Below are 17,845 nucleotides of genomic sequence, written 5' to 3'. Positions count from 1 at the left end.
GGCATACTTATAACTCTTGCATCTATTCCTTTAGCTGCTAGTTCATCAGCTGCTTTGTAGATTAATTCCACTTCTGAACCTGATGCCATTAAAAGTACATCTGGAGTTTCTTTCTTAGAATCTTTAAGGATATACCCACCCTTTAAAGCTCTCTTAGCGCATCCGTCATATAGTGGTAACTTTTGTCTTGTTAATACTAATGATGTTGGAGTAGTTCCGTTAGTTACAGCATAATACCAAGCTGCTGCAGTTTCTTTTGAATCTGCTGGTCTAAATACTGTCATGTTTGGCATACTTCTAAGTGCTGCTAATTGTTCTATTGGTTGGTGAGTTGGACCGTCTTCTCCTACACCAATACTGTCATGTGTTAATACATAAGCTATTGGAAGATTCATAAGAGCTGATAATCTCATGGCACCTTTCATGTAATCGCTGAATACAAAGAATGTTGCACAGAATACTTTAAGTCCACCGTGAGCATACATTGCATTGGCTATAGCTGCCATAGCATGTTCTCTAACTCCAAAGTGAAGGTTTTGTCCACTTCTGTCTTCTGCTGAGAAATCTCCTTTTCCAGCCATGTAAGTTTTATTTGAAGGAGCAAGGTCAGCTGATCCTCCAATAAAGTTTGGAATAAGTGCAGCTAATCTGTTTATCATCATTCCTGAAGAATCTCTTGTAGCCATTTCTTTGTCAAAGCTCCAAAGTTCTTCATTATTTAATAATGCTTCTTTATCAATTTCACCGCTCATCCATTTAGCATATTCTGATGCTAATTCTGGATAAGATTTTTCATAGCTACTAAATAATTCATTCCAAGCTGCTTCTTTACCCATACCACTTTCTATATGTGTATCCATATTTGTGTACACTTCGTCTGGTACGTAGAATGCTGGTTCTGTTTTCCAACCTAAGTTTTCTTTCATAGCAAGTACATTTTCAGCTCCTAGAGGCTCACCATGAGCTGAAGCTTTTCCTTGTTTTGCAGGACATCCAAAACCAATTTGATTTTTAACTATTATGATAGATGGTTTTGTAGTTTCTGCTTTAGCAGCTTCTATTGCAGCTTCTATTGCATCTATATCATTTCCATCTGCTATATTTAATACTTGCCATCCATAAGCTTCGTATCTTCTTCCTACATCTTCTCTAAATGCTATATCTGTATGCCCTTCAATTGAAATGTTATTTGAATCGTATAATACAACTAACTTACCAAGACCTAAAGTTCCAGCAAGGGATGATGCTTCTCCTGAAATACCTTCCATAAGACATCCATCTCCAACTATAGCATATGTATAGTGGTCAACTACGCTGTAATCTGGCTTGTTAAATTTTTCTGCAAGATGCGCTTCTGCCATAGCAAAACCTACTGCATTACAGATACCTTGTCCAAGTGGTCCTGTTGTAATTTCAACACCTTTAGTGTGGCCATACTCTGGATGTCCTGGTGTTAAACTTCCGATTTGTCTGAAGTTTTTAATATCTTCAACAGTAACTCCATAACCGAATAAGTGTAATAATGAATATTCAAGCATCGAACCATGTCCTGCTGATAATACAAATCTATCTCTGTTATCCCACTCTGGATTTTTTCCATTATGATTCATTTTTGACCATAATGTAAATGCCATTGTAGCTGACCCAAGTGGTAACCCTGGATGTCCTGATTTTGATTTTTCGATAGCATCTGCTGATAATACTCTTATTGCATTAATAGATAATTTATCTAATTCTCTACTCATTTTTTACCTCACTTTATATATAAATATGACCTCGTAAAACGCTGCATGGCGCTCTATTACTATACCTTTTTATATTGTTATCTTTATTTCTTTTTAAATTCTTTTAAGTTTTTATTGATATCTTCTTATATTCTTATAAATATATATTCTTAAGAATATATATTTATAAGAAAAGCTGTAGGCTTTTCATCAATAACTGTTAACTGCTTTAAGACTGTTACTTGCCGAAAGCTGCTGCCCAGTCTGCCTTAAATCTTTCAAGTCCTTGGTCTGTTAATGGATGTTTTACCATTTGTAGAACTAAGCTGTGAGGAACTGTTGAAATATGTGCTCCTGCTTTTGCTGCTTCTATTACATGAACTGGGTTTCTTACACTTGCTGCTATTATTTCTGTTTCTATTCCATGAATTTCAAATATTTCTGCTATATCTCTAACTAAATCCATACCTATCATTGATATATCATCTAACCTTCCAAGGAATGGACTTACATATGTTGCTCCTGCATTTGCTGCAAGTAATGCTTGTGTTGCTGAGAATATTAAAGTTACGTTTGTTTTGATTCCTTCACTAGCTAAAACTTTTGTAGCTTTTAATCCTTCAACTGTCATTGGGATTTTTACTATCATGTTTTTATGAATTGCTGCTATTTCTCTTCCTTCTTTAATCATTCCTTCAGCATCTTCACTTACAACTTCTCCACTTATTGGTCCATCAACTATTTCTGTTATTTCTTTAATAACTTCATTGAAGTCTCTTCCTTCTTTTGCTACTAGTGATGGGTTAGTTGTAACACCACAGATAACTCCCATTTCATTTGCTTCTTTAATGTGTTCTACATTTGCTGTGTCTAAAAAAAATCTCATTTCCTTAACATCTCCTCTTGTTTTTAATGAATAGTTAATAATGGATACTCTCAAAAGTAATATAACCGGATTTATACAATAATACCTTTTTTAAAATTCTATATTTTTTTAGAATATCCATTATCAGCTATCTGTTATTATTTTAAAGGTTCGTCTAAATCCGGAGTTCCAATCAAGATTTAAGACTTTCCTAATAATAATCTTACTAACGTAACTTTGAAAATATGTTTTCAAAATTTGTTTAATAAGTTTTCAAATTAATAGAGCAGCTATTCACTACTCTGTTATTTAATTTCTAAGAATTCTTCAATAGGCATCATAGCTGCCCCTAACAAATATGACTCTTTAAAATCTGCCATAGTAATTGTACAGCTGTTTTCATCTGTAAATAAATTATCCTTATAGATATTTTTCTTCAAAATATCCATTTTATCATTTAATATATTATTTATATCCCCACCTATAATTATTGTATCAGGATCTAATAACATAATTAAATTTGATATACCAGTACCTAATATTTTCAAGTACTTATCTAAAACTTTTTTTGTAGCTGTATCATTTTTCAAATACAATTCTTCAAATTCATCTATATCTGATATATCTTCTAACGTCGCCTCATTATAACTATCAACTAGAACATTTTTAGATGTATATGCTTCTAAGCAGCCTTTTGCTCCACATTTACACTTCTTTCCGTTTATAGACACTTTTATATGTCCAAATTCTCCTGATGAATTATTGTCTCCTCTATAAATCTTACCATTTATAATTATTCCAAGACCTAAGCCATCTGTTATGGATACATAAAGTAAATTTTTCACTATATCTTTTCTATTTAAAAATTCATAATATGCTGATAGATTTGCTTCGTTATCTACATATATTGGTACATTTAAATATTCAAACTTTTCCCTTAAATTAAAATCTTTAATACCAAGAAGATATGAATATTTTACTATGCCCTCTTGAAAATCTACTGTTCCAGGCAAAGATAAGCCTATTCCCAATAACTTTTCAGAATCTAAGTTATATTTTTTCATTACAAAATCAATGTTTTCACTAATTATTGTGATTAAATTTTCTATTCCATTATTTTTATGTCTAATTCTTATATTTTCAATAATTTCTTTCTTCAAATTAACCAATGCTATTTTAATGTGATTTGGTGTTAATGCAACTCCTATTGAGTATCTGCAGTTTTCATCTAACTTTATAGCAATAGCTTTTCTGCCACCAGTAGATTCCAAAGATCTTACATCTTCTACAATACCTTCATTTTTCAATTCAGTAATATTAGTAGAAACTGTAGTTATACTTATATCTAAAATTCTTGAAATATCTAATTTAGTAATCTCATTTTTTTCTAGTAATAATGCTATTATTTTTTTTCTATTCGTCTCTTTAATTTTGCTGTGATTTACCTCAATCAAATTTGATAATACTCCTCTCATCTATCATATGAACAATAGTAGCTTTCTTAAATAATATCACTATTATTATTTTTGTAAAAGTATTTATAAGTCATTACAAATAACTTTCACATTATAGTACTATTTAATGCTTTTAAAACTACGTATTATCAAGATATAAAGTGAAACTTTTCAGATGAAGTTTTTACTCCATCTGAATTTAGTTGAACTAATCCAGGAGCGCGCAGCCGTTATCTCCCACTTAAGCAGAGAACCTAAATCTATGATTTAGTGTGAATCGCTTACTCATCTATTGTAGGAGTATTACGGATGATAGCTATCGGATAAATTAGATATTTAAATTTATTCTTATATATCCTTGATTCTAGGATAAGCTGAGTTATATATTTCGTATACTTTTGAATATACTTCTTTTAACTCTTCATTTGGAGCTACTTTTTCATTTCCCTTAACAATTTTATTACAAGCATCCTCTACTGACTCGTATATACCAGCCCCAACACCTGCTAATATTGCCACTCCAAGTGCTCCACCTTCTGAAGCCTTTACTGTAGTTAGCGAGTATTGGAATATATCAGCTAATATTTGTCTCCATATACTACTTTCAGCTCCACCACCGCTTACTCTTATTTCATCAATATTTACGCTCATTCCTTCAATAAGGTCAAGACAGTTCTTTAAGCTAAAGCTAACTCCTTCTAATATACTACGTACAAAATCATCATGATTATTTATTAGGGATACTCCTAAAAATGCTCCCTTAACATTTGGATCTATATGTGGTGTTCTTTCTCCCATAAGGTATGGTAGATAAACTATTCCATTTGATCCTGGTTTAGATTGTGCAGCCTTTTCAGTTAATAAGTCATATATATCTCTTCCTAACTTTTCACTTTCTTCAACTTCTTTAGCACAGAATGTTCTTTTAAACCAGTTAAGTGATAGTCCTGCTCCTTGAGTTACCCCCATTATATGCCACTTGCCAGGAACAGCATGACAAAGAGTATGAACTCTTCCTTCTTTATCAAATCTAGGTGTATCAGTTGCTGCAAATACCACTCCAGAGGTACCTATTGTTGTCGATATTATTCCTTCGCTTACTATTCCATTTCCTATAGCACCAGCTGCTTGATCTCCAGCACCACCAACAACTGGTGTATCTACTGCTAAGTTTGTTAATTCTGCAGCTTCTTCTGTTACCTTTCCGCTGACAACTACTGATTCATAAACATCTGCTAATATATTTTTATCTATATTTAATTCATTAAGTAATTCTTCACTCCAGTTTCTAGTGTTTATATCTAACATTTGCATTCCGCTAGCATCAGAAACTTCTGTTGCAAATACATTTGTTAATTTATATCTTATATAATCTTTTGGAAGAAGAATCTTATATATATTCTTATAGTTGTCTGGTTCGTTATTTCTAACCCATAATAACTTTGAAAGAGTAAATCCAGTTAAAGCAGGATTACCAGTTATCTTAATTAATCTTTCTTTCCCAATTACTTCAGTCATGTATTCACATTCTTTTTCAGTTCTTTGGTCACACCAGATTATAGAGTTTCTTATTACCTTATGATCCTTGTCCATTAGAACAAGCCCATGCATTTGTCCACTTAATCCTATACCTTTAATATCTGAAGCTTGTACACCGCTTTTTTCAATAACAGCTTTTATTCCGCTAACACACGCTTGCCACCAATCTTCAGGATTTTGCTCTGCCCAACCTGCTTGTGGTTGAAATAAATCATAACCAAAAGTTGCAGTTTTTATCGTTTGTCCATTTTCATCAAATAGGGCTGTTTTAGTTCCAGATGTCCCAATATCTAAGCCTAATAAATATCTCATAGTAAACCTCTCCTGTTATATAATTTTTTCATTACTTAACGTTGTTAATGTTTCACTCTTAAACATATTTTAAAATAACTTTTTAAATGTTGTTTTATAAGTTTATAATACCCCCTTTTATTTAAATCGTCAAGAGTTTTTTGAATACATTTTCAGCTTTTTTGCCACAAAATATTTGATACTTATTATACCAAAATTTATGTAAATTTAAATTTCATATTATTTTACATAATAGATGTAATTATATATAAATTTTGGTATAATAGGCATTGTTAATGTTTTCATTCTGGAATCTACTAGGAGTGATTTATAATGAAAAGAACTAAAAAAACCACAAAAAGAGTTAATAAATCTTTCAACCTAAAAGAGAATTTCAAAAATTATTCTATTACTAAAAAGATAGATTCAACATTTAATTTCATACTCATAGTTACAATGATAAGTATGATCATATCAATGGCAGTACTACTTTCATTATCATTTAGAACCTCTTCCCTTTATAATGGACCATACTCTCTTTCACAGGCAATTTCAGATATTAGACTTTCATTTCAAACTTCTGATAATAATATTTATAGAGCTATAATAGAGAATAATACAAAAAATAAAGAAGTATTCATAGAAAAATCTGATTCAGCCGCGGAAGAACTTAATGCTAAAGTAAGATTATTAAATGATAGTCCTGGTAATGATGAAATCGTAATCAAACAGCTATTGCAAAATTTATCCATTGCGGAAACTTATCGAAAAGACTTACGTAATGGAATAAAAAATAATGATCCAAATAGTAGTTTAGCCTCAAAATTAGATACATATAGTTTTCAAAGAGACATCGTTGAAAATTATATTTCTAAATTATACGAATCTTCAAAAGGAAATGCAAAAACTTTTGTTGACAGTTCTATTATTTATAGAAATATAGCTATGACTATTCTTGTTATTATAATGATTCTTTTAGTTATAGTTCCAAGACTACTAGGTAAAACACTAAAAGCAGTTCTTCTTGAAGGAGTGAATAATGTAAAACGAATATCCTATAATCTCTCTCAAGGAAAGTTATATATAGATAACGAATATAGTTCAAAGGATGAAATGGGTGAAATGTTTAATGATCTAAGCAAATCCATAAATATGTTAAAAGACTATATCAAAGATATAACACATAAATTAGAGGAATTATCTAATTGTAACTTAAATCTTACTATAGATAAATCAGTTAACTATATTGGAGATTTTATACCTATACACATATCTTTAGAGAAAATAATAAATAATCTAAATGACAGTTTCTCAGATTTAAATAAATCAGTTGATTTCACTGCAAATAGTTCAAAAGAAATTGCATCCATAACAAAAGTACTTTCTGAAGGCGCTTCTGAACAAGCTAATGCCGTTGAGCAGCTTCAAAACAACTTTAGTTTAATGATAGATAAAGTTAAGACCAATACAAAAAACTCTGAGAAGGCATATGATTACTATAGTGAAACCAGAAAGATTATAGACGAAGGAAACAATAAGATGGAGCAGTTAATGAACTCAATTAACGAAATAGCTGTTTCATCTAATCAAATTTCTGTTATTATAAATGCTATTCAGTCAATATCAGAACAAACAAATTTACTTGCATTAAATGCAGCTATTGAAGCAGCTAGAGCCGGAGAGGCCGGTAAAGGATTTGCTGTTGTCGCTGATGAAGTAAGAAAACTTGCTGATCAATCTTCTGAATCTGTTAAAACTATTACTCAAATTATTGAAAATTCATTAAAGGCCATATCTAAAGGTGAATCTATAGCAAATGAAACAAAAATTTCTTTAAATAATATTGTTAGCAATGTTGAGTATACATCACTGCTTGTAAAAGAAATAGCAATTTCTTCTGAAGAGCAAACAGCTTCTGTATCAAATATGACATCACATGTAAATATTATATCCGATATAGTTCAAACTAATTTAGCAACTGCCGAAGAAACTTCTGCTTCAAGCGAAGAGTTAGCATCTCAATCACAAATTATGTATGATCAGATTTCTGAGTTTAAGCTCCGAGGTTAGTAATATCCATTTTACTGCGGATCTCTGATAGACTATTAGTCCTTAGTTACCCATTCAAATAGTTGATAGTAACAAAATGGTTGTTTTGTTACTATCAACTATTTTTTATATGTAAAAACTATGTTTATTACAAACTTCTCACCTATAGGACTCGATGAATCAAAAGAACTTTTTGTAATTCAAATATCACAAAAAGTTCTATTAATTTTCCTATATTAATATTAAATTATTAGAATTCAACCATGACTTTTTCAAAAAACTTTATTATATTATAGGTAAGCCGCTTAAGAGTTTGGCTATAGTTATAACTAGTATCTATAAATGTAACTTAATTGCATCACTATACCAGAAATAAGTAACATATTGTTTGCAGTGTTTCATTTGAATTTTATTGTAATGATTCTTGACTAGAAATCGAAACATAATATGTCACTTGTTCCAGTAAGTCACACATGAGTCTAAGTTATATATGCTTATTTATATATACAGCGCAACTATATTATAAGTTTGATTTATGCTTCAAAATATATCACCAGAAAGAGAAGGTGCTCTTTTACGCAGTGTTTCATTGAGAATTAGGCTGTAGGATTTCTTCAGTAGAAGTTGTTCCAGTTATGCTTGTCATTTGCTTGTCAAATGAGCATGCATAACTGGGTACAACTTCTGCTGTTAGAAATCCACAGACAAATTCTCTAGAAACCGAGTAACAGAGCACCTTCTCTTTCGGTAAGTTATCACATAATTCTAAATTACATACTGTTTATCTATGATCTTCAAATATATATTGATTAACTATTGATTCAAGTAATTCTTGTCTTCCAGATTTATTAGCAATAGCATTATTATTTAATGCATATGCTTCTAATTCCTTGAATCCAACTTTTCCTTCAATTATTTCTTTACCTATGCCTTGAGTAAAGCTTGAATATCTATCTTTTACAAAGTTCTCTAAATCACCATTTTCTAAAAGTTTATGTGCAACTCTTAATCCTTTAGCAAATGTATCCATTCCAGCTATATAGCCTAAGAATAAATCTTCTTTTTCGAAGGATGCTCTTCTAACTTTAGAATCGAAATTAACTCCACCTGGTGCAATTCCACCATTTTTAAGTATTTCATACATAGCTAAAGTTGAATCGTATATATTTGTAGGGAATTGATCTGTATCCCATCCAAGTAATTGATCTCCTTGATTAGCATCTATACTTCCTAAGAAATTATTAACTCTTGCAAAATGAAGTTCATGTTGGAATGTATGTTGTGCTAAAGTAGCATGGTTTGCTTCTATATTAACTTTAAAATATTTATCAAGATTATATTTTTTAAGGAATCCTAAAACAGTTGCTGTATCGAAATCATATTGATGTTTTGTTGGTTCCTTTGGTTTTGGTTCAATAAGGAATTGACCTGTAAATCCTATTTCCTTTGCGTAGTCAACAGCCATTTGAAGTAATCTAGCGAAGTTATCTAATTCTAATCCCATATCAGTGTTTAATAAAGTTTCATATCCTTCACGTCCACCCCAGAAAACATAATTCTCTCCATTAAGTTCTTTAGTTACTTCTATAGCTTTCTTAATTTGTGCTGCTGCATAAGCAAATACATCTGCATTACAGCTAGTACCTGCTCCATGAACATATCTTGGATTACTGAAACAATTTGCTGTTCCCCATAAAAGTTTCTTGTTGTATTTTTCCATTAAGGATTTACATAACTTAACTATTTCGTCTAAATTCTCGTTAGTTTCTTGTAATGTTTTTCCTTCTGGAGCTATATCTCTATCGTGGAAGCAAAAATATTCGATATTTAGTTTATCCATTAATTCAAAAGCAGCTTCCATTCTTGCTTTAGCTAAATCCATTGGGTCTGTTTCATTATCCCATGGACGAATCATTGTTCCAACTCCAAATGGATCTGATCCGTTAGCAGTTAATGTATGCCAATAAGATAAAGAAAATCTTAGATGTTCTTTCATTGTCTTATCACCAACTACTTCATCTGGATTGTAATACTTAAATGAATATGGATTTTTAGAATCTGCCCCCTCATAATTTATTTTCGAAACGTTTTCAAAGTATTCTCTCATATTAATACCCTCCTTATTTTAATTTACAAATAGAAATTATTTGTAGTAAATAACTTAATTCTATACCTTTAATAAAAAAGGCCCTCAACCATTTTTAAATAACTTTTTAAATGTTATTTTATAAGTTTATAATACTTTCTTTTTTTTAAATCGTCAATAGATTTTTTGAAAACTTTTTCATTTATTTAGAAACAAATTTCCACTAGTAGCTTTAAGTACTTGTTATTCTAAAAATATGCAATTTCATTTCTAAAAATCGATAGTAGCAGGCACCTAAGATAACCTGCTACTATGACTTATTGTCATCTATTTATAATAATTTTAATTAAGGGCTTAATTTATTATTTATTTAAGACCTACTTTTTATTCTTAGAAGATATATCCAACCATACTGCGATTAATAATATTAATCCTTTAACAATATACTGCCAGAATGTTGGAGTATTCATCATACTCATACCATTATCCACACTTGCCATTACAAGTGCACCAACTAATGCTCCGACAACTGATCCAGTACCACCTGCTAAACTTGCACCACCTATAACACATGATGCTATTGCGTCTAATTCTGCATTTTGCCCGGCAGCAACTGATCCAGCATTTAATCTTGCTGTAAGTAATATTCCTGCTACTGCTGCTAGTAATCCAACCATTGAATATACTACCAAAATATGTTTCTTTACATTTATACCTGATAATCTTGCTGCGTCTCTATTACCGCCAATTCCATATACTCTTCTACCAAATATAGTTTTTGTTCCTACAAATGATAGTACCAAAGCTATAACTAACATTATAAAAACTGGTATTGGAAAACCTTGATAATCGTTAAGAATTAATACCAATCCTAAAGACAATATTCCAATTGCTGCTATTATTGATACATCAAAAGCCATAGGTTTTACTTCAATGTTATACTTAATTTTGTTTTTTCTATTACCTAATATTAAATATGCTGAACCTGCAACTGCTAGTACAACTAATACATATCCAAATGCAGTTGGCAAATACGCTTGCCCCATTGTCTTGAAGTCTGCTGTCAGTGGAGCTACAGTATTACCACCTGTTATACCTATTAATATTCCTCTAAAAACAAGCATACTTGCTAAAGTAACTATGAATGATGGTACATTTCTAAATGCTATCCAATATCCATTCCAAGCTCCTATTACTATCCCAAGTAATAATGTTATAACCATGGTTGGAATAGCTGAAAGACCAAACCAAACATTTAATATAGCTGCAATTCCTCCAAGTAACCCAAGGGTTGATCCTACCGAAAGATCTATCTCTCCCAGGATGATTACAAATACCATTCCTATTGCAAGTATTCCAGTGATTGACATTTGTCTAAATAAATTTGATAAATTTCTAGTAGTCAAGAAATTTCCGCCTGTCAAAACCGTGAATAAAATCCATATTGCTACCGTTGCTATCAATATTGTTGCCATTTTAGATTTGAATATATTGCCTAATCCTATTTTTCTTTCCTTCTCCGAACTTACACTTTTGCTTAATTGCATATCTATACCCCTCCTACAGACGTTATAATTTCTTCATTATCTATTGCGTCATTTTCTTCGTTTTTCTTACCAACTGAATATGCCATAATCATTTCTTGAGTTAAACCATTATTATCAAGACTCGCTTTTATTTCACCTTCATTCATAACTAGAACTCTGTCACTAATTCCGAGAACTTCTGGTAATTCAGATGAAACCATTATTATTGATATACCTTGCTTAGCTAACTTAAAAATCAATTTATAAATTTCAAACTTAGCTCCAACATCAATCCCTCTAGTTGGTTCATCTAGTATTAGAATCTTAGGCTCAGCTAAGAGATTTTTTGCTAGTATTACTTTTTGCTGATTACCACCACTTAGGTTCTTTATTGCTAATTCTGTTGATGCAGTCTTTATCTTTATTTCATCAATGTATTTAAGAACATCCATCATTTCCCTGTCACTATCTATTACATCAAGTGCTTTTTTATATTTTACAAGATTACTTATAGTCATATTCTTAGCAACACTCATTCCAGCGATTATTCCATCTTTCTTTCTATCTTCTGGAACCATAGCTATACCTTTACTTAAAGCATCATCTGGATTTTTGATATTGACTTTTTCACCTTCAAAATATATTTCACCATTTCTTTCGCCTTGAAAACTTCCATATATACTTGCTACCATTTCAGTTCTACCTGAACCAACTAATCCTGAAATGCCAAGTATTTCTCCACGCCTCAATGTAAAACTCGCATTTTTAACTCTCAATAAATTACTATTAAATGGGTCGCGAACATTGAGATTTTTCACTTCAAAGAATTCTTCTCCAATTTTATGTTCTTCTCTTGGAAATAAATTTTTCATTTCTCTTCCAACCATCATTTGTACTAATCTATCTTGATCTATTTCTTTTATAGGGACTTGACCTATTGTCGAACCATCTCTAATTACAGTAACATTATCACATATTCTCGTAACTTCGTTAAGTTTGTGAGAAATATAAATACAAGTAACTCCGTCTTTTCTTAAGTCTTCTAAAATTCCCATTAAGACTTCTACTTCACCTTCACTTAATGATGCTGAAGGTTCATCTAAAATTAATAATTTTGCATCTTTAGATAATGCTTTTGCAATCTCAACTAATTGCTGATGACCAATTCCTAAATCCCCTGCTCTAGTAAGAGGATTAATATTTAATTTAACTCTATTTAATAATTCATTAGTTTTATTTAATTGCTCACTAAAACTTACTAGCCCATGTTTGCCAATTTCATTTCCCAAAAAAATGTTTTCTGCAATAGAAAGCTGTTTTATCAGAGCTAATTCTTGGTGAATAATCGCTATACCAACTTTCTCAGAATCTTTTATGCCAGTTTGATTTAACTCTTTTCCCTCAAAGATTATTTTTCCTGAAAAAGATCCTGCAGGATGTTCTCCACTTAAAATTTTCATTAGAGTAGATTTTCCGGCTCCATTTTCACCACAAAGTGCATGTACTTCTGCTTTCTTAACTTTTAATGTTACTCCATCTAATGCCTTTACTCCAAAGAACTCTTTTACTATATCTTGCATTTCTAAAATATACTCACTCATGAAATACATATCTCCTTTCTATATTGGGGTTTGAAACTATAATTTCAAACCCCAATATTCTAATTACTTACTTGGTCTTTTATCTTCTGGCACGTTTTTATATACATCATCAAACTTTTGGAATCCATCTTTTATAACAGTATCTTTCATATTATCAGCTGTTACTGCTATTGGATTAAGTAACACTGAAGGTACATCCTTTTGACCATTATTTGTTACACTTCCACTTGTTTGAATTTCTTCACCTTTACCCATTTTCACTGCCATTTCTGCAGCTTTTGCAGCAATATCCTTAATTGGTTTATATACTGTCATAGTTTGAGTTCCCTCTACAACTCTTTGGCATCCTGCTAAATCTGCATCTTGTCCTGAAATCGAAACCTTACCTGCTAAGCTTTGAGCTTGTAACGCTTGAACAGCACCGCCTGCAGTACTATCATTAGATGCAACAACAGCATCAATCTTATTGTTGTTTGCAGTTAATGCATTTTCCATTATCTTTAACGCTTCTTCTGCTAACCAGTCTTTTGCCCATTGGTCTCCTATTATTTTAATGTCACCTTTATCTACATAAGGTTTTATAATATTCATTTGACCTTGTCTAAATAATTTCGCATTATTATCTGTTGGAGAACCTCCCATCATAAAGTAGTTTCCTTTAGGAGTTTTATCAACAATTGCTTTTCCTTGTAATTCTCCAACTTTAACATTATCAAATGATACATAATAATCTAAATCACTATTTGTAATTAATCTATCATAAGCTAAAACTTTTATTTTATTTTGATGAGCTGATTCAACGATAGGTGCTATAGATTCTCCATTATGAGGAATTATTACCAAAACATCTATTCCTTGAGATATAAGATTTTCACATTGTGACATTTGAGTTGGATCATCTCCATTTGCAGATTGGAAAACAACATCTGCCCCAAGCTTTTTAGCTTGTTCTTCAAATATATCTTTATCATGTTGCCATCTTTCAAGTCTTAAATCATCAAAGCTTACACCAATTTTTATTTTCTTATCCCCTCCAGCTGATGTTTGAGCATCTTTCTTCCCACTACAACCTGTTAGTGCTGAAAATATTAATACTCCACTTAGCGCTAAACCTAACAATTTAACCATTTTTTTAGACTTCATTATTTATCTCCCCTTTTTTCATAATTGTTTATCTCTTTTACAATGCTAATTATATTATCAAAAGTAAACGTTTCAAATAGACCCATTTGCTGACTTATAATTTTATATTGCCGTATTCAAACAGCAATTTTTTACCAGTAAATAAGCTAAAATAGAAAATAATCTAGGTTAATCTCTTAAATATAAGAGGTCGACCTAGATTATTTGTTTATTCTACAAATTAGTGTAGTAAAATATTGCTCAATAGATATCAAACCGAAATAGAAGGTACTCTATTACTCGGTTGCTAGAAAAAACATCTATGGATTTCTACCAGTAAAAGTTGTTCCAGTCCTGCTTGCTCCTTAGGCAAGCTAATGACAAGCAGGACTGGAACAACTTTCACTGAAGAAATACCTATAGATATTTTTTCAATGCAACACTGCGTAAAAGAGTACCTTCTATTTCTGTTACAGTATATATTTAAAATCATAAATCAGCTTCATAGTTTAGATACCTATATGGATATTTAAATTAAACATTAGATTTATTAGTAGAATAACTATTCATATTTATTAACTTTAAGTTTTAGTTTAGCACTATACCAGAAATAAGTAACATATTGTTTGCAGTGTTTCATTGGAATTTTGATGGTAATGATTCTTGACTAGAGGTTGTTCCATAATGCTTGTTCAACGCATGTCGTTGAGGCAAGCATTGTGGGTACAACTTCTAGTCGTAGAATCATCCATCGAAATTCCTAGAAACCGAAACACAATATGTTACTTATTTCGGTTTGTTATCACATAAATCTAAGTCATATATTGTCTATCTATTGATATTTTAAAATTTACTGGACTTACGCCTTCATATTTTTTAAACACTTTGCTAAAGTAATTAGGGTCATTGTATCCTACCTTATAACAAACTTCTTTTACGTTCATCTCACCACTTAATAATAATTCCTTAGCAATATCTATTCTGCATTTATTCACATAATCAGAAAAATTAACTCCCGTCACCTCTTTAAATGTTCTACTAAAATAATATACACTCAATCCGAAATTATTAGCTACTTTCTCTAATTCGAGTTCTTCCTCAATATTTTCTCTGATATAATTCTTCACATCTTCAAATAACTTCATTTTTATTTTATTAGTGTTCCTACTTTTATTTTCCTTAACGTTAATAGTATATTGGTCCTTGAGTAACTTATCGTTCACATCATCTATATAGATTATATTTACATTATCCGAATTATACACTAAACATTTAGTCGCCTGTCTATAAGACTCAACTATTTGTTCCACTGAATCAAATGTTTCCCCAAGTCCAGCCCTTACTGAAACGTTGAATCTCTTTTTTATTTCTCTCCTCAGATTAAAGGCAAGATCTATCTTTAGGTTCTTAAAGTCACTAATATTTTCATTTTCTATTTGTATAAAATATGTTAGTTCTTCATAAAACACATAATTTCCTATACATTTATATTTTCTATTAATATATTCCTTAATATACTCCCCTATTTTTATTTTAATCTCATCTTTTTCATTTCTGCCTATATCTGTATAAGCATATTTATCCTTTATAGATATGACCATTGCATAACTGCTTACAAAGTTCATATTTAAGCAGCGTAAGTACATTCCATAATCAATACCTTTTAACTTATCATTTATGATTAAATCACTTAATTGATTTTCGAGAACAGGTAATAAGGTATATATCTTTTCTTTATCTTCAATTTCACTTTTTCGTTTATTTTGTTCTTTTTTAACCGAGCGAATACCTGCAGAGACTTTTTCAACTATCTCTTCTTTTGTGAATGGTTTCAAAAGATATTCTTTTACGTTTATTTTTACAGCTTCCTGTGCAAAATCAAAGTAATCATATGCTGTTAAAATTATGCTATATAAGTTTGGCAGTGTAGCACTTATTTCCTTTAGGGCTTGTATACCATCAATTCCTGGCATTTTTATATCAATTATAACCATGTCAGGCCTAATGCTTTCAGATAATTCTATTGCCTCTCTTCCATTTTTAGCTTCATATACCTCTAATTCTTCGGAAAAATTATCTTTTAATATATGCTTAACTGTTTCTCTATCATATTTCTCATCATCAGCAAGTAATATTTTCATCATTATTATCCTCCCCCATTATAGGTATTCTCAAATAAACTTTTGTCCCCTTACCCTCTTCACTTTCTATTTCAAACATGTTTTCTCGATCATATAAATATCTTAACCTTTTTTCAACAATATTTAACCCAAGGCCTGTTGTATGTCCAGTATGTTTCATTTCGTAGTTATAATTATTAATCTTGTCCAAAATTTCTTTTGGAATTCCAATACCATCATCCTCAATCATGATCATACAAATTCCATTTTTCTCATTAATGCAGATATTTATATATCCGCCTTCTTCTTTGGGTTCTATTCCATGAATAAATGCATTCTCTACCAAAGGTTGTATTGTCATTCCAGGAACCTTTACTTTTTTCATATCCATATTGGTGCTTAAATTAAATTTTATTCTGTCGTCAAACCTACATTCTTGAATATAGATATAATCTTTTATTATGTTTATTTCATCTTCCAAAAGTGCATTTGTGCTCATGGACCTCAATGAATATCTCAAAATATTAGATACTGATTTTATCAACTTGCTTGTTGTTGTAGCATTTTCCATCATAGCCGTAGCATTTATACAATTCAAAGTATTAAATAAAAAATGTGGATTTATCTGAGATTGTAATACTTTTAAATCAAATTCCTTCAAAGCATTCTCGTATTGAAGATTTTTCATTTCCTCTTCTTTTAATTTCTTTTCTAATGTAAGTTTTTCACTTATAGATCTTATAAGATCTTTTATATCCTTTATCATTGTATTAAAAGTTTTCGTGAGCAAATCTAACTCATATATATCTGTTTTATCACCTTCATAGTATTCGAACTGCCCCCTGGATACCTTATTTGAAATATCAACAATTCCTTTTAAACCTTTTGAAATATTTTTAATAAATAAAAGTGCATATGAAACACACATTGATAAAATTAATATAAGGTATATAGTTAGGGATACATATATTAATCTACTATGTTTATTTAATTCTTTATATGCTACGCTATTAGTTTCTAAATAATTCTGCATTAATGTAGATGCATATTCTTTAGAATATCCGGCAATATTTTTAGCTGATACAAAATCGTCATAATAAAAAATATATCCTTCTTTGTTTTCATAAGCCGAAATTGTTTTCTTAGAATTTTCCACATAAGAATCTAAGGTATTATCTAAATCTCTTAAAATATATTGGCTCGTATTATCAGAATTACTTTTAAGTGTCTCGATTTCCTGTTTAGCAATAAATATCTCATTATTATAGCTTTCTTTCTTATCTTCAGCCCCACTTAATATATATTGATTAAATCCATCTAAAGAATTATCAATATGCTGCTTAATTTCATTGGTAATAAGCATATTATTAAGCATATTTACATAACCATCTTCAATTTTCTTACTCATAGCCAAGGATATAATATTACATATGCCTACTGGGATAATTAAACATATAACAAATATAAT

11 protein-coding genes are annotated in these 17,845 nt (G+C 30.6%); 1 reads left to right on the top strand and 10 read right to left on the bottom strand.

Annotated features, from left to right (window positions below):
* From tkt to xylB, 4 genes are all read right to left on the bottom strand, one after another.
* Nucleotides 1-1,745 (bottom strand): transketolase (gene tkt / locus D2A34_RS10420; RefSeq protein ID WP_243128316.1); only part of this gene is annotated, 1,745 nt, incomplete at its 3' end.
* A 217-nt stretch (nucleotides 1,746-1,962) separates the two neighbouring features.
* On the bottom strand, nucleotides 1,963-2,610 hold the full coding sequence (fsa, locus tag D2A34_RS10415) for a fructose-6-phosphate aldolase (protein WP_079441633.1): 648 nt from the start codon (nucleotides 2,608-2,610) through the stop codon (nucleotides 1,963-1,965).
* 284 nt (nucleotides 2,611-2,894) lie between these two features.
* On the bottom strand, nucleotides 2,895-4,043 hold the full coding sequence (locus tag D2A34_RS10410; RefSeq protein WP_079441634.1) for an ROK family transcriptional regulator: 1,149 nt from the start codon (nucleotides 4,041-4,043) through the stop codon (nucleotides 2,895-2,897).
* A gap of 348 nt (nucleotides 4,044-4,391) precedes the next feature.
* Entirely contained in the window at nucleotides 4,392-5,894 is a 1,503-nt protein-coding gene (xylB, locus tag D2A34_RS10405) for a xylulokinase (RefSeq protein ID WP_079441635.1), read from the bottom strand.
* A gap of 312 nt (nucleotides 5,895-6,206) precedes the next feature.
* On the opposite strand from xylB, the gene D2A34_RS10400 reads away from it, so the two are divergent.
* Nucleotides 6,207-7,943 (top strand): methyl-accepting chemotaxis protein, encoded by a 1,737-nt coding sequence (locus tag D2A34_RS10400; protein WP_119366568.1) that lies wholly within the window; start codon nucleotides 6,207-6,209, stop codon nucleotides 7,941-7,943.
* A 760-nt stretch (nucleotides 7,944-8,703) separates the two neighbouring features.
* Here the strand turns inward: D2A34_RS10400 and xylA are convergent.
* The 6 genes from xylA to D2A34_RS10370 form a co-directional block, all read right to left on the bottom strand.
* A complete protein-coding gene (gene xylA, locus D2A34_RS10395; protein ID WP_119366567.1) occupies nucleotides 8,704-10,029 on the bottom strand; it encodes a xylose isomerase in 1,326 nt (441 codons plus the stop codon).
* A gap of 356 nt (nucleotides 10,030-10,385) precedes the next feature.
* Entirely contained in the window at nucleotides 10,386-11,555 is a 1,170-nt protein-coding gene (locus D2A34_RS10390) for a sugar ABC transporter permease (protein WP_079441638.1), read from the bottom strand.
* A 2-nt stretch (nucleotides 11,556-11,557) separates the two neighbouring features.
* Entirely contained in the window at nucleotides 11,558-13,135 is a 1,578-nt protein-coding gene (locus D2A34_RS10385; protein ID WP_079441639.1) for a xylose ABC transporter ATP-binding protein, read from the bottom strand.
* Nucleotides 13,136-13,198: 63 nt separating this feature from the next.
* The gene (gene xylF / locus D2A34_RS10380) at nucleotides 13,199-14,278 is read right to left on the bottom strand and encodes a D-xylose ABC transporter substrate-binding protein (protein WP_079441640.1); all 1,080 of its coding nucleotides are present in this window, start codon (nucleotides 14,276-14,278) and stop codon (nucleotides 13,199-13,201) included.
* Nucleotides 14,279-15,069: 791 nt separating this feature from the next.
* A complete protein-coding gene (locus D2A34_RS10375) occupies nucleotides 15,070-16,401 on the bottom strand; it encodes a response regulator (RefSeq protein WP_119366566.1) in 1,332 nt (443 codons plus the stop codon).
* Nucleotides 16,379-17,785, bottom strand: a complete 1,407-nt coding sequence (locus tag D2A34_RS10370; protein WP_243128315.1) for a sensor histidine kinase — start codon at nucleotides 17,783-17,785, stop codon at nucleotides 16,379-16,381. The genes D2A34_RS10375 and D2A34_RS10370 overlap by 23 nt, the downstream gene beginning before the upstream one ends.
* Nucleotides 17,786-17,845: the final 60 nt, after the last annotated feature.

The organism is Clostridium chromiireducens (genome assembly GCF_003575225.1).
In the GTDB taxonomy this organism is placed as follows: Bacteria; Bacillota; Clostridia; order Clostridiales; family Clostridiaceae; genus Clostridium; species Clostridium chromiireducens.
The sequence above is the reverse complement of the archived record's forward strand: the minus strand, read 5'-3'. Positions and strand labels throughout refer to the sequence as shown.